The sequence below is a fragment of the Halalkalibacter akibai JCM 9157 genome, assembly GCF_000513135.1.
Classification (GTDB): domain Bacteria; phylum Bacillota; class Bacilli; order Bacillales; family Bacillaceae_D; genus Halalkalibacter; species Halalkalibacter akibai.
Window position 1 is genome coordinate 45,523 of the sequence record NZ_BAUV01000013.1, and the last position, 24,200, is coordinate 69,722.

Here is a 24,200-nt window from a genome sequence, read left to right on the forward strand (position 1 = left end):
AAAATGATTGATAAAAACTCTCCGGTTCCGATTTATTCTCAAATTGAAGAATATATTCGTGATCTGATTCGAAAAGGTGAGCTCCAGCCGGGGCAGACGCTTCCGTCGGAACGGGAATATTCAGAACAGTTTCAAGTGAGTAGAATGACAATTAGGCAGGCTATTACGAAACTGGTAAACGAAGGGTATCTTTATCGCAAGAAGGGGAGCGGGACGTTTGTTGCAGAGACAAAATTTGAACAAGCGCTACAAGGCTTAACAAGCTTCACTGAAGATATGAAAGCTAGAGCTTACGCCAAGTAGTAAGCTGTTGCATTTTGAAATCATTCCCGCCTCTATGCAAGTAGCCGTTACTCTACAAGTAGCTGAACATACCCCAGTGTATGAATTGAAACGAATTCGACTAGCTGATGATATCCCAATGGCATTAGAAACAACGTACATTCCAGCAAACTTAATAAAAGGTTTAACAGAGGAGATCATTAGTCAATCCATTTACTCTTATATTGAGGATAAGCTCCAGCTAACAATTGGCGAAGCGACCCAGGTTATTGAATCTGCGATAGCACGGCCAAATGAGGTTGAGTTGCTACAGTTACAGAAGGGCTCGCCGATTTTATTAATTGAACGCCGCACCTATTTAGACAATGGTACGCCCTTTGAAGTTGTACGATCATCCTATCGTGCCGATCGCTATAAATTTGTTTCGCAACTAAAACGTTAAAGCTGGAGGTTACCGATGATCAAAACCTACCTAGCTAGAATTCAAGAGTATCTAGCAAAACTTGAAAAAGAAGAAGAAACAACGATTGGAATTGCAGCTTCAAAGGTAGCTGAATCCATTAAGCAAGGCGGGATTATCCATGTTTTCGGTTGTGGACATTCGCACCTTCTAGGAGAAGAAATTTTTTACAGAGCAGGCGGGCTGGCACCTGTTAATCCTATCTTCGTTGAAGAGTTAATGCTTCATCAAAGTGCTACGCAGGCTTCCTTGCTAGAACGAAAGCAAACGTATGCGATGACGTTTCTGAAAGATCAAGACATGCGCCCGGAAGATGTTTTGATCGTCGTTTCAACCTCCGGAATTAATCCCGTGCCAATTGAAACAGCGTTGTACGGCAAGGAGCAAGGTGTTTTTACGATCGGAATTACCTCAAAAGACTATAGTGTAAATCAACCGTCAAGATATCCAAGTGGTGAGTATTTATATGATGTGGTCGATGTCACGATTAATAATCATGCTAAAGCAGGGGATGGGGTACTAACCTTAAGCGATGGAGTAGCCTATGGACCAAGCTCATCAATTGTGGGCTTGGCGATTATAAATAGCATTATGGTCGGGGCCATTGAGAAATTGGTGGAGCTAGACTATGAGCCTCCGGTGTTTAAAAGTGGAAATATTGCAGGATCGGATGAGCATAATCAGCGATTGATAGAGAGATATAAGGATCGGATAAGGTTTTAAAGGTGGGAAGGGGTTGGGGGGCTTTCCCTCTAACCACCGCTCTTCTCACCTCATAACTCTTTTGATTAAACACTTTCTGTTAATCTTTATCTAAATCATCATCAAGGAAAGATTTTTTCTTTTCTCTAATGTCCTTAATGCCATATTTCTTCTCAAGATACTGACCAATGATAGAACTGTTAATGCCTCTTCTTACTGCCGTTTCAATAATTATATAAAGAATAAATAGTCCTACAATATAAGAGATAACACCTAAACCCAAGCCCAATAAATTCCCCTCCCAATTCAATATTTACTACTACATAAGTAAAGTCTTTCAAAGACACAAGATGTCTTTTTAAAAAAAGGATTTCGATTAATTCAAAAAAGAATAACCTCCCAACACTAGATGAGAATTATTTGATTTTAATATACCTCAAGTACCATGGAATGTATAATTTGGAAAAGGGGGATTTAGATGGAAAATATGAACGTAATAAGTCATCTTTATTTTTTGTTTGGAGTTTTATTCGTAATTATATCTAGGAATGGCCTTGAATGGGGAGGTTCGGTTATTTATCCAATGGGTATATTTTTTGTAATATTAGGCGCTGGTGGGATCATTAGAGGTTTTTTGCAAAGAAACGTTCATTAAAAATGAGTTCTTTTTAGGTGAGAGTTCTTTTCTTACCTAGAAAGGGGGATCTAATTGGTTCGTTCCAAAATAAATCTTCTATTTTCACAGAAGGAAATGTATTTTTCTACTAAGTAAAAACATTAAATAAGAAGGTGGGAAAAAATGAAATACATCTTGCCACATATTTATCTCTTCGCGGGTTTTGTCATATTCTTACAATCTTATATATTAGCAGGCACGTGGCATTTTGTTACGTTTTATTTGGGTAGCCTTATAACGGTTATTGGTTTTTTATGGATTGGATTTTTGTTATCTAAAGACTTTTCTAGGTGGTTATCTAAATAAAAGAGTTTTCACAATTGTAGAAGTGTACTCTTGCTTCCTTAAGGGGATGAACTTTAAGAGATTGGGTAGTTGTTATTTAAGAGATTTGTTCTTTGTCAAACAATAATTTGTAAAAATAGAAAAAGGGCTGGAGTCAATGCTCCCATCCTTTTTCTATTTTTTTTATGCTTTCACACCAACCAGCACTTCATTATAAATTTGAACACAGTTTCGGCCATTCTCTTTGGCTTTGTAAAGAGCTTGATCGGCTTCACGCATAAGGACTTCAATTGGAAGGTGTGGCTCGCCTGGGATAAACTCTAGATGGGATAGCCCAAAGCTTGAGGTGACCCCAATTTTAAGATCTAAATAAGGGAAATACCTTTTCGAGATTGCTAGACGAATCGCGTCGGCAATCTCTTCTGCTTCTAGTAGAGTGGTATTGGGCAGGCAAATGACAAATTCCTCTCCGCCGTAGCGCCCGATCCGGTCTATTTCTCTTATTTGAAGTTTAGCAATCGCGGCCACTTGCTTTAAGACAACGTCTCCTGCTTCATGACCATATTGATCATTTATTTGTTTGAAGTGATCAATGTCAAACATAATATAAGAAAGCGATCCGCCTTGATAGAGTAGGTTCTGATAGATTTGCTCGACTTCTGAAAGAAAGTAGGTTCGGTTTAGTAGTTCCGTCAGACCATCTGTGCTGGCTAGGTATTTTAGCTGCTTCTCCAGTGTCACTCTTTCGGTTACATCGGCAAAGCGGATAATCGTTCCTACTTGTTTTTGCTGCTTCGTCCAAACGCTAGAAAAACTAATTTGTAGATACTTCGTTTGTCCGTTTTGGACGTATTCATAATCAAATTGTTTTTGTGAGGTTAGTTGTTCAGTAAGTTCGCTAGTTTCGCCTAGTACCTCTTTGAGTGTTTTCCCAATCATTTTGGTGTTTAGGAAAGGAATGATCTGAACGGCAGCTTTGTTAAAATCAACGATCACATTTTGTTGATTAAGGACAATTACACCATCGTCTATATTTTCGAAAACCGCTTCTCTTGCAATCGGAGCTACGTTAAACATTTGAAACGAAATAAGCGCAATTCCATGAAAAATAAATGACACACTCATAAAAACTGGACCGAGATCAATCCCATGAGGACTCATCCCATTCACATAAAAAACACTCGCAACGACAGGAACGACATAGCCAGTCACCATGATAATTAACTGCATCCGGAAACGAAACGACACCGCTTTTTTAATCTCTGCTAATAACATGAGCACGCTCACCGAGATACACGTATAAAGGTAAAGGGAGTGGACGTAAAACCAGGGCCCACCAGTCAGTTCAATGATTGGAAAAGAACTGTTTTCCCTGAGCCCAACAGAAGAATAATAGAGTTGATGAAGCTCATTCGTGTTATGTATGAAAATCGTGATTATAGGCAGGGTGTAAAGAAGGACGATCATCCACCGGTTAACCTTTTTACCTAAATACGTGAGGCACATCAGTAAAATGAAAGTCGGAATAAATGGCAAAGCAAAATATTCAAACATCAACCAAAATTTTATCTGCGCTAACGTGTGACTCGCAAGTTCAGCCGCGTAAGAAAACGTAAAAATGGCACACATAAAGGTCGATAACACAAAATACAGGCCACCAGGCGCCTGACGAACTTTGAAAAAACCATACACACTAAGAAAACTACTTAAACATCCGCTTAAAATTGAGGCTATAAAATAAGGGATTACCTCTTGTGCCATCTCATCGTCTCCACATTTAATTTTCTATATTATACAGTGGCTGGTGGCTTTTGTACTAGTCTTATCGGCGGGGGAGTGTACCTTTGTTTCTATCCAATCAGTCAGTTGGCTAGGCTTAAAAGAGAGGGCCAGATTTAATAGCGAACTGAAGCTGGTTAATAGCGATTTTTTATTTTCTTAGAGAAAAAAGTTCAGTTAAAAGCAAAATCGTGTATTATCAGAGCAATCCAACAAGTTTAATAGCGTTCTCTCTGATTTTCGTATCAGTATCTAACTAGTCAGCTGGAACATAACATCAAGAGGGTTTTATGAACTAGCTGTCCATTGCCTCCATAAATGCTAATGGACAGCTAGTTCAAGCAATTGTATAATTTTATTCAAGATTACAGCTTATCCCAAGTTAATTTATCGGAATGGAATGAGGTGATAGACAAGTGAAAGTGACGATTAAAGACATTGCTAAGATTTGTGGTGTGTCGGCTGGAACGGTTGATAGGGCGCTAAACAACCGAGTGGGAATTAGTGAGAAAACAAGAAAAAAGGTGCTTAAAGTAGCCGAAGAAATGAATTACCAACCAGATTACACTGCAAGAAGTTTAGTGATGGGCAAGACGATGACGATTGGTGTAGTGTTGTTTGATTTGTATAATCGTTCGTTTGCTCAATTGTTAAATGCGATCGAGCAAAAAGCGAGGGACTTGGGTTATTTTGTCTATATTACTCTTACAGACAAAGATCCTGAGAATGAAAAAAAGTGTATTGATTATCTAGTAAGTCGAAAAGTAGATGGCATTATTTTATTTACTGTTAATAAAGGGAAAGAATTTGAAGCTCATCTGAGTAAGTACCACGTTCCGATTATTACGATATTTAATTATGTTTCAGAGAAGTGGGAGTATATTGGAATACAAGAACGACAAGCGATGAAAGAAGCGGTTGATTATTTGACAAGTAAAAACTATCAGGAGTTTATCTATGTTAGTCCACCTCTTGCTTATTTAGGAAAAACAAATATCTACACGCAAGTCGAGCGATTAAATGGCTTTTATGAAGGACTGATGGTAAATAATATTCAATCTAAACCAATTGTTTTGAAAAATAGTGAGTATATAAAAGACTTGGACCACATAAATTTTAGCAAAGATCGTAAGACAGCGATTGTTTGTTCAACAGATCTTTACGCATTAGAAGTGATGAATTACCTAAAGGTAAAGGGATTCAATATTCCTGAAGACATAGGGGTTATGGGGTTCGATGATATTGATATGCTGAAGTATATCACGCCTCGTTTAACGACGGTCAAATACCCCATTGATGAAGTTGGGAGAAAGGCTGTTGAAAGCATGATTCACAAAATTGATAATGGAACGTTTTTATCGCCTCCTTTACTAGACTATGAAATGATAAGAGGAGAGTCTACTTAAAGGCTGTCAGAAAATTTGAAAATATGGTTGACGACTGGGTAAGATGGGTGGTACTGTGTAGTTATATTAGTCAAGTATAATTATTCGCCTTTAATAAAAGGTAGGATAATGATAATTCTTATATGTACCTGATGGAGACTGTTAAACTGGCTAATATCCTATGTATCAATTATTTGTTTAATTAAATGAAAACGCTATCTTTTTTTAGGAAGAGTTAGTTAAGTAGAGTCAATTTCGTGTGCGTACACGTGTGAAAAAGGAGGTAGCTTACAATTAGTTGAATCTAGCAAATAATTCTCTAATGCATTTTCCGTGTGCGTAAACGGGGCTTTAAGAATGTTTTACTGGTTTGATAAAATGCGTTCCGTCCTCATGTATGAAAATTACTATCTAAATCGTGTACGTGCACGTAAAATTGAACTGAAACACTTTGAAAACGCTATCTTTACTGTTGGAGTATAGTATCCCTGGGTAAGACTGAATTCTTTATTTTTATTTCGTGTACGTACACGAAAATTGGATTGTTATTAAGTTAATTAGTAATAAAACCACTAAATAATGGAGGGGGTTCTTATGTTACAGACTGGAAAAAATACAAAACAAGAAGTTGTTCAAATTAATCCGAAAAAGTCTAACGGTTTATTTCAATTTTTAAATTCTCAAAAAGTAGTGCCTTATGTTTTAATCTCCCCATTTATTCTCTCGTTTTTAGTTTTGTCGTTATATCCAGCCATTCAAGCGATTATTATGAGTTTCCAAAGAGTCTTACCTGGTGAAGTAACGTTCATAGGATTACGAAATTACACAAGGATTTTAAACCCAACGTTCTACACCGCCTTACAAAACACGACCGTTTATGTGATTTTAACCGTTGTGATCTTAGTTTCTATTCCGATGCTGTTAGCTGTTTTGCTAAATTCAAATGTTGTTAAATACAAAATATTCTTTAGAACGTCATTATTCTTACCTGCATTAACGTCTGTAATTGTTGCCGGTATGGTGTTCCGTTTAATGTTTTCTGAAAGTGACACGGCGGTAGCGAATCAAATTCTAGGTTGGATCGGCATGGATCCTGTTCAATGGAGATACAATGCTTGGTCAGGGATGTTCTTAATGGTTATTCTTGCTTCTTGGCGCTGGATGGGTATTAACATTTTGTATTTCCTAGCAGCTTTACAAAATGTACCGAAAGAGTTATATGAGGCTGCAGATATTGATGGTGCGAGTAATTTCCAAAAATTCTTTTATGTGACTTTTCCATTCTTAAAACCAGTTACCATATTCGTTGCGACTATTTCCGTTATCGGTGGATTTAGGATGTTTGAAGAAAGTTTCGTTTTCTGGGAAGTTGGTTCACCGGGGAATATTGGATTAACAATTGTTGGTTATCTCTATCAAGAAGGTATTCAGCGGAATGATATGGGATTTGGAGCAGCGATTGGTGTTGTGTTAATGGTCATTATTTTTGTGATTAGCTTAACTCAACTGTACCTAACTGGTGCATTCAAAAGGGGGGATGAGTAATGAAGCAAGAGAATAAACCACTATTAGTATGGTTTCTTACTGTAGGATTCGTTTTAATAGCGTTTGTTGCCGTATTTCCGCTTTTAAACTTAATCCTTGCTTCCTTTCGACCAGCAACTGACTTAATGAGAAATGGAATCAGCTTGATTTTTGACCCAAATACGTTAACTCTCGATAACTTTGTCTATATTTTCACTGAGGCTGGACAGTACTGGAAGTGGTTTGGGAATAGTGTGTGGATCACGGTTGTCATTGTTGTCTTGTCCTTATTTTTCTCTTCGATGGTAGGGTATGCATTAGCAGTCTATGATTTCAAAGGTAGAAACTTTTTCTTTCTACTCGTTTTAATTATCTTGATGATTCCTTTTGAAATTTTAATGTTGCCTCTTTTTCAGTTAATGATTAAGTTGCAGTTAGTTAATACGTATACAGCTGTTATCTTGCCTGCGGTTGTGGCCCCGATTGCTGTCTTTTTCTTTAGACAATATGCATTAGGGCTTCCGAAAGAGTTAATGGATGCGGCAAGAATTGATGGATGTACGGAGTATGGGATCTTTTTCAAAATTATGCTTCCGTTGATGGGACCTTCGTTAGCTGCCATGGCCATTTTACAAGGATTAGGTAGCTGGAATAACTTCCTATGGCCGTTAGTCGTTCTACGTTCGAGTGACATGTTCACGTTGCCAATCGGGTTAGCGACATTATTAACTCCGTATGGGAACAACTATAATATGTTGCTTTCTGGATCTGTTATGACGATTGTTCCGATAGTGATTTTGTTTATTTTCTTCCAAAGATATTTCGTAGCTGGTCTTACAGTTGGTGGAGTAAAAGGCTAATCATATTTAAAAATTCCAAGGTTAGAGAAGAGGTGGATAGTAAATGAACGGAGCGCAAATTGTATCATCACTAGACCGTATTCTTCACTGGGTTGTAAAGTTAGCTGCCATTAATTTATTGTGGTTCTACTACACACTAGTAGGTTTGGTTGTAGGAGGAGTGTTTCCAGCAACATTAGCTGCACTAGGGGTATCTAGAAAACTGATCATGGGAGATACCGATCTACAAACGTGGAAAACGTTTAAGCAACTTTACAGAGAAGAATTCTTACGAGCGAATGTAATGGGGTGGTTGCTAACAGTGATTGGCGGAATCCTGTATTTGAACTATCAAGTAATAGCAAGTTCTAGTGAAATACTATTTGTGATTCCGTTCGCTTTCTACTTTATTTTATTTTTCTATATCATCGTTGTTATATGGGCGTTCCCGCTGTTGGCACACTATCAAACAACGTGGTTTGCTTATATTCGTAGTGCCGTCATTATTGGATTAACGAAGATTCATTATACGTTTGCAAGTGGTTTAGTCGTTTTTGCTGTCGTGTATGTTTCGCTGGATTTTCCAGGGATGATCCCGTTTTTCTCCATTAGCCTAGCAGCAATTGGTTGTATGTGGTTTGCGATGCAAACGTTTGGAAAACTAGACGCGCGAACCTCTTAAACTAGTAAAAGCGATTAACCGAATGATCTCAAATAGAAGTGCTGACTTTGAGGAGGTGGTGGACTCACTTTTTTCCTAAGGTTGCAAAAGTTTAAAGTTAACTAAAAATGGGGGGTATTGAGGATGAAAAGGAAAAGCTTTTTGGTTACAGTTATTGGTTTGGCCATGCTTACTTTAGCTGCCTGCGGTGGGAGCTCATCTTCTTCAGGTGAAGCAGATGAAACAACGGTAATAGGCGGTGACATTGAAGGAGCTACAGAACTATCATTTTGGACATTTGCTGGTTTGCATGTCGATTTATTTGAGGACGCAGCTAATTCTTGGAATGAGGAAAATCCAGATAGACCGATTAAACTAGTTGCTGAAACATATCCATTTGATCAAATGCACAATAATCTATTACTTGCCTTGCAATCTGGATCAGGTGCACCAGATATTGCGGATATTGAAATTTCGCGTTTCCCTAACTACCTACAAGGGGTACCACAACTTTTACCAATGAATGATCATGTTACACCAGTGATTGATAAATTCGTTGAAGCTAGATTTGATATTTATTCGAAGGATGGCATGTACTACGGAATGCCTACTCACGTTGGTGCATCTGTAATGTACTATAATAAAGAAATTATGGATGAAGCAGGAGTAGACGTTGAAGCAATTAAAACTTGGGATGACTATGTGGAAGCTGGTAAACAAGTGAAAGAAAAAACTGGTAAGGTCATGACTACTGTTCATACCGATGATTACCTACCTATGTTCCAAATGGTCAGCCAACGCGGTTCAGATTGGTTTGATGAGAATGGCAATCTAACATTGGACGCTCCAGACAATGTTGAAGTACTACAATATTTACATGATTTGGTTTATGTTCATGAAGTCGCAGAAATTACGCCAGGTGGTCAACCACATGCAGAAGAATTTTATGCGTATATGAATGAAGGCAATGTAGGTTCGTTAGCAATGCCAATCTGGTTTATGGGACGTTTCCTTGAGAACATGCCTGACCTAAAAGGAAAAATGATGATTCAACCACTTCCTGCTTGGGAAGAAGGTGGATTCCGTTCAGCTGGAATGGGTGGTACAGGAACGGTTGTTACAAACCAAACAGAACATGAGGAGCTTGCTAAAGATTTCTTAGCTTATGCAAAACTTACTGAAAGAGCGAATGAAAAGCTTTGGACGATCCTTGGATTTGACCCTCCACGTTGGGATGTATGGGATAATCCTGTATTCAAAGAAGATAATGCGTTCTATCAATACTTTGGTGATAACATCTTTGAGGTTTTATTAGATGTTCGTGATGAAATTAATGCAATTAATGTTACGCAATATACGCCTGACGTAGCTAATGAATTTACGACGACGATTTTTAATGATGTGTTAAGACAACAAACTAAGACTCCTGAAGAAGGGTTGAAAAGCGCACAACAGGTGATTGAGTCTAAGATGCAAGACTAGTAAAAAGGATCATAACTCCTCGTTTCTAAATGACAACGAGGAGTTATACCTAAAAATAACAAGTGTGTTTCACAAAGCTAAATTAGGAAAAAAGGTGGTCCTTCACTAAGGTTAGGAAGTAATTATTGTTTATTTTTCCGTGTACGTACACGGAAAAAAATAGAATGTAAAAGAGAGGGAATGAACGATGACAATTAAAGCGAATATGACGATAGATAAAGAATTTAAAATTGGGAACATTGATGAGCGAATTTATGGATCTTTTATTGAACATTTAGGAAGAGCCGTGTATGGCGGAATTTATGAGCCAGATCACCCGGAAGCCGATGAGCAAGGGTTTCGTAAAGATGTCCTTGAACTTGTTAAAGAATTAAAGGTTCCTCTTGTTAGGTATCCTGGTGGAAATTTCGTTTCCGGATATAACTGGGAAGACGGAGTAGGTCCTGTTGAAGATCGTCCACGTCGATTAGATTTAGCTTGGAGAACAACAGAAACGAATGAAATCGGAACGAATGAGTTTATGGATTGGGCGAAAAAGGTGAATGCCGAAGTGAATATGGCAGTTAACCTTGGAACGAGGGGAATTGATGCTGCTCGTAACTTAGTTGAATATTGCAACCATACATCTGGTTCATACTGGAGTGACCTTCGTATTAAACATGGCTACAAAGAGCCTCATAAAATCAAAACATGGTGTCTAGGAAATGAAATGGACGGTCCTTGGCAAATTGGTCATCGTACCGCTGACGAATATGGCCGTATTGCGGTAGAGACGGCAAAAGCAATGAAATGGGTAGATCCGTCCATTGAATTAGTCGCTTGCGGAAGCTCAAACCGCCACATGCCAACGTTCGCCGAGTGGGAAGCAAAGGTTCTTGAACATACGTATGATCACGTCGAGTTTATTTCGTTGCACACATATTATGGAAACCGCGATGAAGACTTAGCCAATTACCTGGCTCAATCAATGGATATGGATCAGTTTATTTATTCGGTTATTTCCATTGCCGATTATATTAAAGCGAAAAAGCGCAGTAAGAAAACGATCAACCTCTCATTCGATGAGTGGAATGTTTGGTTCCATTCCAATGATGCGGATAAGAAAATTGAGCCATGGTCAATTGCACCGCCGCAACTAGAAGACATTTATACGTTTGAAGATGCGCTTTTAGTTGGAAGCATGCTGATCTCGTTACTTAGAAGAGCGGACCGCGTGAAAATTGCTTGTTTAGCTCAGCTGGTGAACGTCATTGCTCCTATTATGACTGAAAATGGTGGTGGAGCTTGGAAACAATCGATCTTCTATCCATACATGCACACATCTGTATTTGGTAGAGGTGTTGCTTTAAATGCGATTGTCAACTCACCGAAATATGATAGTAAAGATTTCACGGATGTTCCGTATCTTGATACAGTTACTGTAATGAACGAAGAAGAAGATACTGTCACAATCTTTGCGGTAAACCGTCACCAAACAGATACGCTTGAGCTTGAAGTAGATACGCGTAGTTTTGAAGGCTATAAGGTTGTTGAACATATTGTATTAGAAAATGATGATGTCAAAGCAACAAACCAACATAACCATTCAAATGTGGTTCCTCATAATAATGGGGATGCAAAAGTGGACTCTGGTAGACTAGCAGCTAATTTACCAAAGCTATCTTGGAATGTGATTCGTTTAGGGAAGTAAGATGGGAATGCTGCCAAGCTGATAAGTTGTGGATTAGCTAAAAGAGCAAATTATTAAAAAAATACAGATTCATAAAAAGGGTGGATAACCTACTGTTTATACAGAGGGTTATCCACCTTTTTGAGATATACACAAGGAGTTCATAAAAATTTCGAGAGGAAGTTGAGATATCCACAGGATAATCGCACCTGTGATGCCTATTCCAAAACTTCTCCTCTTCCAGATAAAATCTTCATATCATCATTTTCATAACCAACTTTATAGGTTACTTTGTATTGACTGTTCGTTTCGCTGCCGTTTTTTCGTTCTTTTGCGGTGATGACGGCTGTAACGATGATCTCTTCATCTGTTTGAACTGATAGCTCATCAATCATAACGCCCTTCGTGTCGATGTACCCTTCACGGAATTTTTCGTAAGATAGATTTCCTTGCGATTCGCTTCCTAGTAGAGAATAGGCAGTAACGTAGTCTTTCACATCAAGACTTTCGTAGAAGTAGCTTACTAGAAATTGAGCATAATCTTCATCTGAGAGAGTGTCTTGTTGATAAATGTCTGTGGTAATCTCGATAGTTGGCAGGGTGGTCAACGGTTGTTTTGACCAGCCTTCAATTAATTCAATCACGTTTGGCATTGGAATACTAAATCCAATCACCCCTTGTTCGGCTGAAGCGGAATTGATCCCGAGAACCTCTCCTGTTTGACGATGAATAAGAGGGCCTCCGCTATTTCCTGGTGCAATAGGAGCTGAGATTTGGTACATATCCTCATATTGAAAAGGAGGAACTTCAAAGGCACGACTCACGCCGCTGATAATGCCAGTTGTGACCGTGTTTTGATAGCCTAACGGGCTACCAAAGGCAAGGACTTCGTCACCAACTTCTGCGTGATTTTCTCTACTCACCTTTAAAGGTTCCGCTCCTTTTAAGCCATCAACACGCACGACGGCTACATCGATCGTTTCACTTAGTCCAATAACCGTTCCTGCGAATTCGCGGTTGTCTCTTGTTTTGATTTGTACCTCGGTTGCACCTGCAACGACATGGGCGTTCGTGACAATATCTCCTTGATCATTGTACAAGAAGCCAGAACCGAGAGCTTCATTCGCGAGCTCGATTTGAACGACGCGCTTTTGTGTATCGTGGATGATGTCTTTTATTGCTTTTTCTCCGTTTTCTAACCCACCTTCGACGGGTTCGCTGGAAAGCAACATCGATTCGGTATTAAGCTGTTTCGGAATATCATCCTTTATGAAAGAGAAGGCATAAACTCCTACTCCCCAGATGATCATGGTTGCGATGCAACTGATCCACCACTGCTTCTTCATGTTGTTCCCTCCTTACTCGACGTACCAAGTAATATTCTCAATCTCAACGTTTACCTCTTCAAAAAGATAGAACACGGTATCTTCAAACGAGCCTTTTTCTCCTCGACTTAGATAAAAGGGATAAACCGAAGTCGAACTATCATAAAGATGATTGCCCTCTAAATCGTAGACAGTAAATTCAATCGTTACAGACGAAATATCTCTTGTTGCGACGTTTGTGACCTCACCTTTGATATATAAGTCGCCAAATTCATCAACCTCGAATTGAAATGAGGTGACCTCGACTGCAGCTGTTTCGTTTAATAGTTCTTCCTTGGCCGCGGCTTCCATTGCCTGTTCGAGTCTTGTTTGTTCAGCTTGTTCGAATGCTGTTTGTTCTTGCACAATTTTTTCCTTAAAGGAAAGAAGCGATTGGTGATCTACTACGTATTTAAGTGCTTGGTCTAAAGTCGCAATGGCTGCTGAAAACTGCTTGTTCTCTAGCTGTTGTTGCGCTTGCTGCCGGGATATTTGCGTGATTTTAGTGAGAATTTGCTCCTTAACCGCCGCGGCTTCTTCTGTAGATAAAGTGGCCATTCGAGTCAGCTTAGCTGCCAGCTGGTCAACGGTTGTTAACTCACTAAGTTCCTGCTTTATTTTTCCGACCGTGATCGTGACTTCCTTCGCTGCAAGTAACTCAGCAAACGGGTCAAATAACGGATCCACTTCTGATTCGATCTTTTCTTTTAAGGAAAAAAAGTTGGTTTCTGCTTCTGAGAATTTCTGCTCTCTCATCTGATCACTAATTAGCGTTAACTCATCCATGTAAGCCAAGGCGAGATTAACCACCTCTAAATTCTGCTGCAAAACAGGATAAGTAGGACGGATGTCTAGCGCTCTTTGTAATTCATCCTCAGCCTTTGAGTAATCGCCATTTAAGGCCGCGGTCTCAGCAGACTGCTGTAGTGCAAGAACCTCTTCGTTTTTATTGGTTTCATTATAGTAAGCTACCGAAACACCACCGCTAATAAAAAGGAAACTGATGATAGGAAGAAGGATCGGTACTATTTTAAGAAAGCGACTAGTAGCTCGCTTGTCGTGGTTCAGAGAGGGTTCAGCTGTTGCGGCTATTTCTTGATCTACTGCTGTTGATTCATTTTCGTTGTAAATAGAGAAATGCTCATGATCATTCTTCGAGGTTTGTAGATTTGAAGGCTCAGATACTTTTTTTGGAGCCATTGTCCATTCTAAAACCTTTTCCCCACAGTTTGAACAAAATCGAGAATTCTCTACTAATTGATTCCCACATTTGCGACAAAACACGATAAAAATCCTCCTATTTTGATATATATTAACGATAAACTAGATTCGCCAGTCTGTCACTAAGGGAAGTTGTGGTTTATTATGGGAAGGAAGCGGGGGGAAGCGAGGGGACGGTTCTTGTGCTTCCTTCTGAGTCTATTACAATTTTAGAGCAACGTTTTTTGTGAAGGTACGTGAAAGTAGCGCGCACCACAAGCCAGAAGCGTGATTTAATAGCGATTCTTAAAATTTATTTGTGAAATGCTCTATTTTATAAGCGAAATGAACGTGGATAATTGCACTAGAATGCACCATAAAAACAATAAATCTTGCTTATTAGCAATTTTTTATTTTCATAGCGAAAGTAACCCAGTTAATTGCGAAGTAGAGCAGGATATAATCGGAACATCAGTTTTAATATCGACATTAGCAATTAAGAGCAAACAGAACCAGATTAAATGCAGCACTAAAAAGCAAGCACCCCAATAAGCGTAAAGTACTAGTTTTCTTCGCATGAAAGTTATGTTATAGGTTCAATTATTTATTTTTCAAAAATGGGTAAAAAACACAGTAATTTCGACAAACAAACCCAATTATACTTGCTATAATGTACGCGTGTACATAAAGTTTATTTTAAGCACCTTACACAAAGAAATGAAAGCCTTTTCTTAGGTGGTTACGACTATATTCAGAAGGAGGGAAGGGAACTCATAAGGTATGAAGATTTCTCCAGTAGAATTATTAAAAACTAAAGAAAGAGTGATAAGCTATGAAAAAAATCGTTACATTTCTTCTTGTGATAGTCCTTTCAGTTGTATCTGTCATGAGCTTTATACAACCGGTATCAGCAAAGAAACCTAGTAATGTTGAAATCCCTGTATTGTTGTACCATGTTGTGAAGCCTAATCCTGATCCGAATAACCCTTGGCAATTTAGTCTTGAAGAGTTTGAAAAACATATGGCTTATTTAAAAGACAATGGCTACCGGACGTTAACGATCAAGCAGTATTTTAATATTCTTGATAAAAAAGCAGCGATGCCAAAGAAAGCGGTTTTGCTAACATTTGATGATAACTCGGATGATTTCTACCCTTATGTCTACCCAGTTTTGCAAAAGTATGGAATGAAGGCAACACAATTTACGGTTTCTGATTGGGTAGATGGAAGCTGGAATATGACGTCTAGCGAGATTTTAACGGTTATGGAAAACGGAGTTGATATTCAAAACCATACTGTCTCCCACCCGTTTCTAACAAATTTAAGCAAAGAGGAGCAATATGCAGAAATCAATGATGCGACAACCGCACTTAAAGAGCTAACAGGTAAGACGACAGATGTGTTTGCTTATCCTTATGGGAATTATAACGGGGAGACGATTTCTGTTCTCGAAGAATTAGGGTTTAAAGGAGCCTTTAAAGTAGGCGGTGGGATCAGCACAGACGAGAGTGATCGCTTTGAATTACCTCGTATTATGATTCTTCAAGAACATACGTTAGAAGACTTTATTAGAATGGTGAAGACAGGCTACTAAACTAACAGGTAAAATAAGGAGGAGGAATAACATGGTTAGAAATAAAGTAGCTCTACTACTTATTGCATTTCTAACGGTTTGTGCAAGCTTCAGTTCCTTTTTAACTACTTCTGTGGAGGCAAAAGAAATGAATAACTCAGGTCATTGGATAGGTGCTTGGTCCGCGAGCCAAGTAGCTGCTTGGGAGACGGTAGACTGGGACGGTGACGTTTCACGTAACGGTTTTACCGAACAAACATTACGCATGATTGTAAATCCTAATGCTTCCGGCTCTGCTGTCAGAATTCGTTTATCGAACCAATTTGGAAACAACCCTTTAACATTCGGCAAAGTAACGATAGCCGATACAAAAGCGGGGGCCGAAGTTGTATCTGGTTCAGTCAAAAAGTTAACCTTTCATAATAGTGAGTCTGTTACCATTCCAGCAGGAGAAGAAGTGTTTAGCGATCCCATTCCTTTTGATGTCACGGATGGTTCTAATTTAACGATCAGTGTCTTCGTTCCTAATGCAAGTGGTCCGACAACTTGGCACCCAACTTCCAATCAAACAACCTATATTTCTACTAAAGGTGATTTTAGTAGTGATACAAATGGGGAAAGCTTCGATCAAACATTTGATGCATGGTACTGGTTATCAGGGGTTGATGTGTTAACGAAATCTAATAAAAAATCTCGGGTAATCGTAGCTTTAGGAGATTCGATTACAGATGGATATTTATCAACCTTGAATGAAAACCGTCGCTGGACGGATGTCTTGAATGACCTTCTTAATAATGAAATCAAGAATCAGACATTCTCAGTCCTGAACCAAGGGATCTCAGGAAATCGAATTCTGACGGACTCCCCCATTTTTGGAGAAAGGGCACTATCTAGATTAGAAAGAGATGTTTTCTCTCAAACAGGTGTAACGGATATTATCTTGCTAGAAGGAATCAATGATATCGGCCACACTCCTCATGTGTATGACGCCAAACAGATTATTTCAGGAATGAAAAACATAGCGAGCCAAGCTCATGACCGTGGCTTACGAATCTATGTCGGCACGCTGACTCCGTTTAATGCTTATGAAGAGGGTGAGTATTATACGGAAGAAGGAGAAACAACGCGCCAAGAAGTTAACGCGTGGATCCGAAACAATGACATTTTTGATGGTGTGATTGATTTTGACAAGACATTAGCGGATCCAAGTGACCCTACTAAAATGCTGCCAGCTTACGATAGTGGAGATCAGTTGCATCCAAATGATGCTGGATTAAAGGCAATGGCAGATTCTATTGATTTGTCTATTTTTGAAAAACCGTTAAAAAGAAATAGCGGATCAGGAAAATAGAGTTAAGAAGGTATATGGAAAAACCCGAGGAGGAAGTTAATGACTTCCTCCTCGGGTTTTCTAAAAGATTCTACTATCTATCTAATTTCCAAGTAATCAACGAAAGCATCCCAGGTGTTGTTGTCAGCAGTTACTATTAGTTCAACTACTTGATTACCGGTGCCATGACTAACATTGTCTATCGTATAAACGGCAGGAGACGAACCGCCAAAGTAGAAGGTACCTTTGTTTTGTCCACCGATTCTTAGGTCCACTCTAGCCATGTTGCTGTTATTCGATGCACCACGGAGTGAAAAGCTGCTTGTGCTTTTCGAGAAGTTATGTGTGAATCTCACCGAATCGTTGTTAGCGTATAATCCAACTCCATTGAACGGTGAGCTAATATTTCCAGTATACTGACCACCTTTGGTCATATTTTCTGCTTCCACTCTTGTAACAGAGTTTGAAGGAGGGGTAGAACCGCCACCAGAGCTGCCTCCGATCGTAAGGTTATTACGAGTTACAGAAGCACTTCCGCTACTTTGATAGCCCTCAACTGTAAGTGCCACTTCATACATTTTACCCATTGGCATGCCTGCTCTTTCCCATGCCTTAAAGTGTTCGCTAACAGAGATCGTTCCACTTGTACGTTTAGATGTTCGAACACTCCAATATTGTTTAAAGGTTGCAGTTCCTTTAATAGAAGGTTGGTTTGTTCGAGTTGTTTCATAGATGTCGTATGTGCCACCGTCAACAGTAATGCTACCCTTTCGTGTACCCGTAGGACGATAGGTACCCCAGCTGTCGACAATGTAGAATTCCACTAATGGATCTACCGTCCAACCATAAACGGTTAAGTACGCATTGCCACTTGGGTTGAAGTTTGCACTGTAGTCTATTGAGATGTTTCCAATTTGTTGATGCGTTTGTGTTTCATTAAATTTCTTTCCTTTACGGAAGAGGATGTTATTGATATTACTCCACTGAGCACTGAATGTACCACCACTATTCAGAGTCATACTTCCAGTCCCGCCGTTATCCTTCCAAAATTCATAGTCGTAACCGTCGTGAGTGCCAATCTCGTTAGAAGTGAGTGTTGCTGCTTGAACATTTACTGCAGGTAATGTAATGGCAAAACAAAGCACTAAAGCTAATAACAACCTAATTCTTTTTTGAAGCATTTGGCATTCCTCCTGTTTGGTAAATGGCATTACAATCAAACGATGAACTTGTTACAACCTCCTTCTGCTTAATTTTGGAAGCGTTTCCATTAATAAGTTTACAAAAATTACCTTTCACTTACACCATAAAAAGTTTAGATTGTGCTGTAGAAAGTATAGGAGGAAACGCGGGAGGAAGCGTGGGAGGAAGCGTGGGGACGGTTCTCTTGCTTCCGTCCGAAACGACCACAACGCTGGATGAAAATTTTCGCTTACCTGTGGATTTTTAAGACGGCATTTTATTTAAGTTAAGCATTATTATAAAGAAAAAAGTGGATAACCTCCTGTTTATACAGAGGGTTATCCACTTTTTTGAGTTATATTTCAGTAATTAAATTGAAGCTTTTGGTATATCCACAGCGAATGTTGAGGAAGTCTTGCCTAGTGAGTAGCTCTCTAAAACGCTATTAGTGGACACCTGAGTAAGAGTTTTAGAAAGAGAAAAAGAACAATCCTGCACTGGGAAGCAAGACGGCAAGTCCCATTGGTTCCAGGTTACTTCCTGAATAACATAACTTGATTGTTCAACAATATTGTTGTATTATAGTTTTGGATACAACTAAAATTATGGATAATGGAGTTGTAGAAATGAGTAGACCAATGGAAATCGCTTACCAGTTTATAAAGGGAAAGATTTTGGAGGGTACGTATAAGCCTTCTCAAAAAGTTACGGAAACTGAGTTAGCTGAGACAATAGGTGTAAGTAGAAATACAATAAAAAAAGCACTGTTAAAGTTGGAACAAGAAAATCTTGTAAACATCGAAAACAATAAAGGTGCCTTTATTAAATCCTTTACATTAGAGGAAGTAGTAAATTACTTAGAAATAAGAGAAGTTCTTGAGGGTTTGGTGGCTAGAACTGCAGCTGTAAATATAACGGATACAGAACTAGAGAAGATGAAGGATACCTTGTCAATGATGGGGGAGCATTTAGCAAATAATCGATATGATGCTTACTCTAGTTTAAATAAAGATTTCCACAATATCATCTATGAAGCTTCTAGGAATACACAAGCTGTAGATATGATTAATGTGATTAAAAATCAGCTGCTGAGATATCATTTTAGAACGATATTAGTACCTGGGAGAAATTTAAGTTCTTATGAAGAGCACCAAAATATATATAAAGCATTCGAAGAACGGAATGGCGAGGAAGCAGAAAAGTATATAAGAATTCATATAGCAAACGTCCGTAAGACAGTTGAAGAGAATTTTACGTACTTAATATAAGGTGAAAAGGGTGGGGAATCCTCCTCACTCCTTTTTTTAGAATACTGTGAAAACGTTTTCAAGTTTGCGCGGAATTAATAGTTACGTACATAGTTATTTATAATCGAGAGAAGATTGTTGAACAATTTTGTTTAAAAAGCGTGAAAATTTAATTGACAAAATATTCCGCCTGTAATACAATTTGGTTAATCAATATTGTTAAACAATCTTGTTTAAATATTATTTCTCAAGAAATAAAATTGGAAAGTAGGGGAAGTTATGAGTATTGAATTATTAAAAGGCGCTTATGATCTTCATGTCCACAGCGGTCCAGATGTTGTAGGGAGAAAGCTTGATGACATTGAAATGGCTGAACGATTGCAGAAGATTGGAATGAAGGGGTATGGAATTAAGTCACATTACTTCTGTACTGCTGAGAGAGCTAAGCTAGTTAATAAACTCTATCCTGATGTTCATCCAATTGGAGCTATCGCTCTAAATAATAGTGTAGGTGGAATTAACCCATTAGCTGTTGAGCTTGCTGCTCGAGATGGAGCAAAGATTGTATGGATGCCAACAGTTGATGCGACGAATGAACAAGAATATTTCAAAAAAGGAAATCATAAAAAGTTGCCGTTCTGGGCGAAATTGCAAAAAGAGTTAATGGAGCAAGGAAAGACTCAATCTAGTATTTCCATTTTAAAAGAGGGGCAGTTAATAAAAGAAGCTAGAGATGTCTTAGATGTGGTAAAAAGCCATGACTTGATTTTAGCTACAGGTCATTTAGGAAAAGATGAAACCTTTGCATTGGTGAAGGCTGCGAATGAAATGAACGTTAGGAAGATAGTCATAACTCATCCTAACTTTCCTTCAACTAGATATTCGAAGGAAGAACAAAAGGAATTAGCGGGTCTGGGTGCTTATATGGAGTTTTGTTTCACGACTCCTCACTCTGAAAAAACTACATGGGAAGAAGTGTATGAGGAAATCCGATATGTTGGACCAGAACGTTGTATTTTGTCTACTGATCTAGGACAGCCAACTGGTATTTTCCCAGACGAAGGTTTGCAAATGTTTGTTTCTAACTTACTTGAAAATGATTTTAGCGAAGATGAAGTAAGACAAATGACGATTAAGAATACAACTTTCTTAGTAGAAGGATAATTCATAAAAGATAGGAGAATGATATTATGTTAGATAAGAACAGTAATCTATTAGTTGTAAGCGCTCACGCGGCAGACTTTGTCTGGAGAGGCGGCGGAGCAATTGCTAAGTATGCCAAGCATGCCAATGTATCATTAGTTATTCTAAGCTACGGAGCTAGAGGAGAATCAAATGACCTTTGGAATATTGAAGGCCAGACATTAGAAAACGTGAAGAATGTCAGACGTAATGAAATTGAAAAGGCTGCAGCTCATTTAGGAGTAAAAGATTTTGAAATTTGGGATTTTGAAGATTATCACATGGAACTTACAAAAGAGCGTACCGAGCGATTAGTAAAAAAAATTAGAGAAGTGAGACCGACAGATATCCTAACTCACGGTCCGAGAGATGCTTTTAATCCTGATCATGAAGCAGTTTCAAAGTTTGTTTTTGATGCAAGTGTGTTATCAACTTCTAATGGGGTAAGATTTGACGGGTACCCAACTGCGAAGCAAGCTCGTCTTTTTGGGTTTGAGCCTCATCAATCAGAAATAAGTGATTTCGTTCCGGAAGTAATTCTTGATATCACTGAAACGTACGAGCAAAAAGCAGCGGCGATGAACTGCTTTGAAGCACAACCACACTTGATTGACTATTATGCTTCTAAAGCGAAGCTAAGAGGTAATCATGCTAGAAGATGTTCTGGTAATAAAGAGTATCGTTATGCAGAAGCATTTACTAGATTTTTCCCTTACGTCGGGGGTGAATTTAAATAATGGAAAAAATAGTGATTAAAAATATTAATAGACCTGCACGAAATATGATTGAAGAGTATAAGCGTTTAGATGTATCTACTGTTTATGAGGCACAAGGCAAAGTCGGCTTAGTGGATCGTAACATTCGTCCGATTCAAGAAGGAGCATATATTTGTGGTCCGGCTGTCACAGCTGTTTGCTATGCGGGGGATAACTTGATGATCCACGCAGCTATTGAAACGTGTCAACCAGGAGATATTTTAGTAGTCACAACAATTGGCGACAGTGGGGCAGGGATGATCGGTGAACTGATTGTTATGGCTTTACAAAAAAGAGGAGTTCAAGGGTTGATCATTGATGCTGGAGTGAGAGATGTTTCTAGAATTAAGGAGCTTGGATTTCCAGTTTGGTCAAAAGCAATCTCCTCTGAAGGTACTACAAAAACTAGAGGTGGAGCTGTTAATACAGAGGCAGTTCTAGGAGGTTGCTTGATTCAGGCAGGTGATCTGATTCTGGCAGATGATGATGGAGTGGTCAATGTAAAGAACTCAAATGTTGAGTCTACTTTAGAGTTATCTAAGAAAAGATTACAAAAGGAAGAAGTAACGAAACAGAAAATCAATAATGGCGAATTAAGTCTAGACTTCTATGGATTAAGGGAGACATTAGAAAAAGAAAATGTCATATATTATGATTCAACACAAGAGCTAGTAAAGTAACCTTTAGGGGGAATGTAGTGATGAGAACATGGTTTAAGACTTTAATTCTATCAGTGCTGATGTTAACTTTGTTGGCAGCTTGTGGCTCTGAAGATAGTGGTGGAAGTAGTGATTCGACAATTGTTATTGGAACTGCTGGATCCGCAGGTACGTTTTACGCAGTAGGTGCAGGAATGTCCCAAGTGATAAATAATCATTCTGAAAATCTGACGGCGGTTTCACAAGGGACCAATGGAGCTACAGAAAATGTCCGCTTACTTAATTCCGGTTCGATTCACGTTGGCTTTGGAAATTGGGATGCACTATACTTTGGTCATACTGGTCAGGGACCATTTAACGGTGAGGAACAAGGAACAATGTCTTTAATGAACCTTTACTTAAGTGGAGGACAAATGGTTGTCCGTGAATCATCTGATATTCAAAGTTTTGAAGACTTAAAAGGAAAGAGAATTAATCTAGGTCCTCCAGGCTCTACGATTACAGATATGTCCATGATCATTTTAAGAGAATATGGAATAGACCCTGAAGATGATATTAACCCATACTTCTTAGATTTTGGGGAAGGTGGAAGAATGCTTAGAGATGGTGATCTCGATGCTACATTCTATGTAGCGGGCATTCCGACAGCAGGAGTCATTGATCTTTCCTCGAGCTCTAAAATCAGAATGCTCTCACTAGATGAGAATAAGAGAGAAAGTATTATTGACCAATATCCTTACTATGATAAGCTTACAATTCCTGCGGGTACTTATAATGGTGTTGACTATGAAGTGGAAACATTGCAATTATGGACAGCATTGATGGTAAATGAGGAGTTGTCAGAAGATGTTGCCTATGAAATTGTCAGTACATTAATGGAAAACATAGATAAATTTAAGGATGTTCATAATGTTGGTGCGGACTTCTCATTAGAGAATGCAGCACTATCAATTATCCCGATCCATCCAGGTGCAGAGAAGTACTATAGGGAAAAAGGCGTATTAGATTAATAGTTTAATAAACAGCCCTTTCTTAATGAAAGGGCTTTGATCTAAAAGGAGGATGTGAAATGAAAATTGGATTTATTGGCTTCGGAGAGGCGGCTTACCATATCTCTAGTGGTCTACAAACAGAAGAAGTAGAAAGGATTCATACATTTGATATAAATGTAGACCATCCTTCTTTTGGATCAAAAATAAAAGAACGAGCTGAAGAGTTGAACATTGTGTTGGAAGGGACGCTTAAGGACTTAATTAGCCATAGTGATGTCATTATATGTGCAACCAGTGCTAAATTTGCTTTGAGTATTGCTAAAGAAGCAGTTCCATTTTTAACAGAAGACAAAATCTATGTCGATATCAATGCAACTTCCCCGATGGTAAAAGAAGAGATCGAACAGATTGTTTCTTCTAAATGTCGTTACTTTGTCGATGGTGCAGTGGTAGAGTCCATTCCAAACTATAAACATAAGGTTCCCATTTTAGTTAGTGGTAAAGGCGCTAGTGAATTCATTGAAGTTGGAAAATGTCTAGGCATGAATCTCACTAGGATTAATGATAAACCCGGAAGTGCATCAGCAATAAAGATGTCACGTAGCATTTTTATGAAAGGGTTTACAATGTTATTATTAGAGACTTTGTCGTTAAGTAATAAATATGATGTCGCTCCTTTAATTATGGAATCTTTAAATCAATCGATTACTGGTAAGTACCTTGAGGTTACGGCAAATAATTTATTGAATCGAACGGCTATTCACGCGGAAAGAAGAGTCACAGAGTTGGAAGAGGTTATTAAGACATTAGAAGAAGCCAATGTAAATTCTCTCATGTCACAAGCTACAAAAGAAAAGCTTAGCTATCTAGTTCAGCTTGAGTTAAATAAATTTTTTAACTACGAGCAGCCACAAAATTACGCTGATGTCGTAGCAGCTATAAATTCAATAGAGAAATGAAAGGGGGAAAAAT

General features: G+C 38.6%; 22 protein-coding genes and 1 pseudogene. 18 read left to right on the forward strand and 5 right to left on the reverse strand.

Going from position 1 to position 24,200, the window contains the following annotated elements; all coding sequences use genetic code 11:
• The first annotated feature begins 3 nt into the window (after nt 1-3).
• Both JCM9157_RS09535 and JCM9157_RS09540 read left to right on the forward strand, forming a co-directional pair.
• A pseudogene (locus JCM9157_RS09535) lies at nt 4-724 on the forward strand (GntR family transcriptional regulator).
• 15 nt (nt 725-739) lie between these two features.
• Nucleotides 740-1,465 (forward strand): SIS domain-containing protein, encoded by a 726-nt coding sequence (locus tag JCM9157_RS09540; RefSeq protein ID WP_035664185.1) that lies wholly within the window; start codon nt 740-742, stop codon nt 1,463-1,465.
• Between the two features lie 79 nt (nt 1,466-1,544).
• Here JCM9157_RS09540 and JCM9157_RS09545 read toward each other — a convergent pair whose 3' ends face one another.
• Nucleotides 1,545-1,733 (reverse strand): hypothetical protein, encoded by a 189-nt coding sequence (locus tag JCM9157_RS09545; protein ID WP_035664187.1) that lies wholly within the window; start codon nt 1,731-1,733, stop codon nt 1,545-1,547.
• A gap of 189 nt (nt 1,734-1,922) precedes the next feature.
• Between JCM9157_RS09545 and JCM9157_RS24615 the strand changes: the two genes are divergently transcribed.
• On the forward strand, nt 1,923-2,099 hold the full coding sequence (locus JCM9157_RS24615) for a hypothetical protein (RefSeq protein WP_156321483.1): 177 nt from the start codon (nt 1,923-1,925) through the stop codon (nt 2,097-2,099).
• A 144-nt stretch (nt 2,100-2,243) separates the two neighbouring features.
• The gene (locus JCM9157_RS09550; protein ID WP_035664189.1) at nt 2,244-2,426 is read left to right on the forward strand and encodes a hypothetical protein; all 183 of its coding nucleotides are present in this window, start codon (nt 2,244-2,246) and stop codon (nt 2,424-2,426) included.
• Between the two features lie 162 nt (nt 2,427-2,588).
• Here the strand turns inward: JCM9157_RS09550 and JCM9157_RS09555 are convergent, their stop codons facing one another.
• On the reverse strand, nt 2,589-4,166 hold the full coding sequence (locus tag JCM9157_RS09555) for a histidine kinase N-terminal 7TM domain-containing diguanylate cyclase (protein WP_035664191.1): 1,578 nt from the start codon (nt 4,164-4,166) through the stop codon (nt 2,589-2,591).
• A 434-nt stretch (nt 4,167-4,600) separates the two neighbouring features.
• On the opposite strand from JCM9157_RS09555, the gene JCM9157_RS09560 reads away from it, so the two are divergent.
• The 6 genes from JCM9157_RS09560 to arfA all read left to right on the forward strand — a co-directional run bounded on the left by JCM9157_RS09560 (nt 4,601) and on the right by arfA (nt 11,765).
• The gene (locus tag JCM9157_RS09560) at nt 4,601-5,590 is read left to right on the forward strand and encodes a LacI family DNA-binding transcriptional regulator (RefSeq protein ID WP_052013051.1); all 990 of its coding nucleotides are present in this window, start codon (nt 4,601-4,603) and stop codon (nt 5,588-5,590) included.
• A gap of 573 nt (nt 5,591-6,163) precedes the next feature.
• A complete protein-coding gene (locus JCM9157_RS09565) occupies nt 6,164-7,114 on the forward strand; it encodes a carbohydrate ABC transporter permease (protein ID WP_035664193.1) in 951 nt (316 codons plus the stop codon).
• A complete protein-coding gene (locus JCM9157_RS09570) occupies nt 7,114-7,953 on the forward strand; it encodes a carbohydrate ABC transporter permease (protein ID WP_035664195.1) in 840 nt (279 codons plus the stop codon). The genes JCM9157_RS09565 and JCM9157_RS09570 overlap by 1 nt, the downstream gene beginning before the upstream one ends.
• A 43-nt stretch (nt 7,954-7,996) precedes the next feature.
• Entirely contained in the window at nt 7,997-8,614 is a 618-nt protein-coding gene (locus JCM9157_RS09575; RefSeq protein ID WP_035664197.1) for a YesL family protein, read from the forward strand.
• 123 nt (nt 8,615-8,737) lie between these two features.
• Nucleotides 8,738-10,075, forward strand: coding sequence for an ABC transporter substrate-binding protein (locus JCM9157_RS09580; protein WP_035664199.1), 1,338 nt, complete (start codon nt 8,738-8,740; stop codon nt 10,073-10,075).
• A gap of 187 nt (nt 10,076-10,262) precedes the next feature.
• A complete protein-coding gene (arfA, locus tag JCM9157_RS09585; protein ID WP_035664201.1) occupies nt 10,263-11,765 on the forward strand; it encodes an arabinosylfuranosidase ArfA in 1,503 nt (500 codons plus the stop codon).
• A 197-nt stretch (nt 11,766-11,962) separates the two neighbouring features.
• Here the strand turns inward: arfA and JCM9157_RS09590 are convergent, their stop codons facing one another.
• Both JCM9157_RS09590 and JCM9157_RS09595 read right to left on the reverse strand, forming a co-directional pair.
• Entirely contained in the window at nt 11,963-13,054 is a 1,092-nt protein-coding gene (locus tag JCM9157_RS09590) for a S1C family serine protease (RefSeq protein WP_235714874.1), read from the reverse strand.
• A gap of 48 nt (nt 13,055-13,102) precedes the next feature.
• Complete coding sequence (locus JCM9157_RS09595) at nt 13,103-14,392, reverse strand: FxLYD domain-containing protein (RefSeq protein ID WP_035664206.1); 1,290 nt, start codon at nt 14,390-14,392, stop codon at nt 13,103-13,105.
• Nucleotides 14,393-15,140: 748 nt separating this feature from the next.
• Here JCM9157_RS09595 and JCM9157_RS09600 point away from each other — a divergent pair.
• Nucleotides 15,141-15,902: a polysaccharide deacetylase family protein gene (locus JCM9157_RS09600; protein WP_035664207.1), complete on the forward strand. Its 762-nt coding sequence runs from the start codon at nt 15,141-15,143 to the stop codon at nt 15,900-15,902.
• Nucleotides 15,903-15,933: 31 nt separating this feature from the next.
• Nucleotides 15,934-17,232: an SGNH/GDSL hydrolase family protein gene (locus JCM9157_RS09605; RefSeq protein ID WP_052013052.1), complete on the forward strand. Its 1,299-nt coding sequence runs from the start codon at nt 15,934-15,936 to the stop codon at nt 17,230-17,232.
• A gap of 77 nt (nt 17,233-17,309) precedes the next feature.
• Here the strand turns inward: JCM9157_RS09605 and JCM9157_RS09610 are convergent, their stop codons facing one another.
• Entirely contained in the window at nt 17,310-18,392 is a 1,083-nt protein-coding gene (locus tag JCM9157_RS09610; protein ID WP_035664208.1) for a glycoside hydrolase family 11 protein, read from the reverse strand.
• 627 nt (nt 18,393-19,019) lie between these two features.
• On the opposite strand from JCM9157_RS09610, the gene JCM9157_RS09615 reads away from it, so the two are divergent.
• The 6 genes from JCM9157_RS09615 to JCM9157_RS09640 all read left to right on the forward strand — a co-directional run bounded on the left by JCM9157_RS09615 (nt 19,020) and on the right by JCM9157_RS09640 (nt 24,187).
• Entirely contained in the window at nt 19,020-19,661 is a 642-nt protein-coding gene (locus tag JCM9157_RS09615; protein ID WP_052013053.1) for a GntR family transcriptional regulator, read from the forward strand.
• Nucleotides 19,662-19,919: 258 nt separating this feature from the next.
• Entirely contained in the window at nt 19,920-20,804 is an 885-nt protein-coding gene (locus JCM9157_RS09620; protein ID WP_035664210.1) for a DUF6282 family protein, read from the forward strand.
• Nucleotides 20,805-20,830: 26 nt separating this feature from the next.
• Complete coding sequence (locus tag JCM9157_RS09625) at nt 20,831-21,559, forward strand: PIG-L deacetylase family protein (protein WP_035664211.1); 729 nt, start codon at nt 20,831-20,833, stop codon at nt 21,557-21,559.
• Complete coding sequence (locus JCM9157_RS09630) at nt 21,559-22,257, forward strand: 4-carboxy-4-hydroxy-2-oxoadipate aldolase/oxaloacetate decarboxylase (RefSeq protein ID WP_035664212.1); 699 nt, start codon at nt 21,559-21,561, stop codon at nt 22,255-22,257. Before JCM9157_RS09625 ends, JCM9157_RS09630 begins: the two co-directional genes overlap by 1 nt.
• Nucleotides 22,258-22,277: 20 nt before the next feature.
• On the forward strand, nt 22,278-23,246 hold the full coding sequence (locus JCM9157_RS09635; protein ID WP_035664215.1) for a TAXI family TRAP transporter solute-binding subunit: 969 nt from the start codon (nt 22,278-22,280) through the stop codon (nt 23,244-23,246).
• A gap of 59 nt (nt 23,247-23,305) precedes the next feature.
• Nucleotides 23,306-24,187 (forward strand): DUF1932 domain-containing protein, encoded by an 882-nt coding sequence (locus JCM9157_RS09640; protein ID WP_035664217.1) that lies wholly within the window; start codon nt 23,306-23,308, stop codon nt 24,185-24,187.
• The last annotated feature ends 13 nt before the right edge of the window (nt 24,188-24,200 follow it).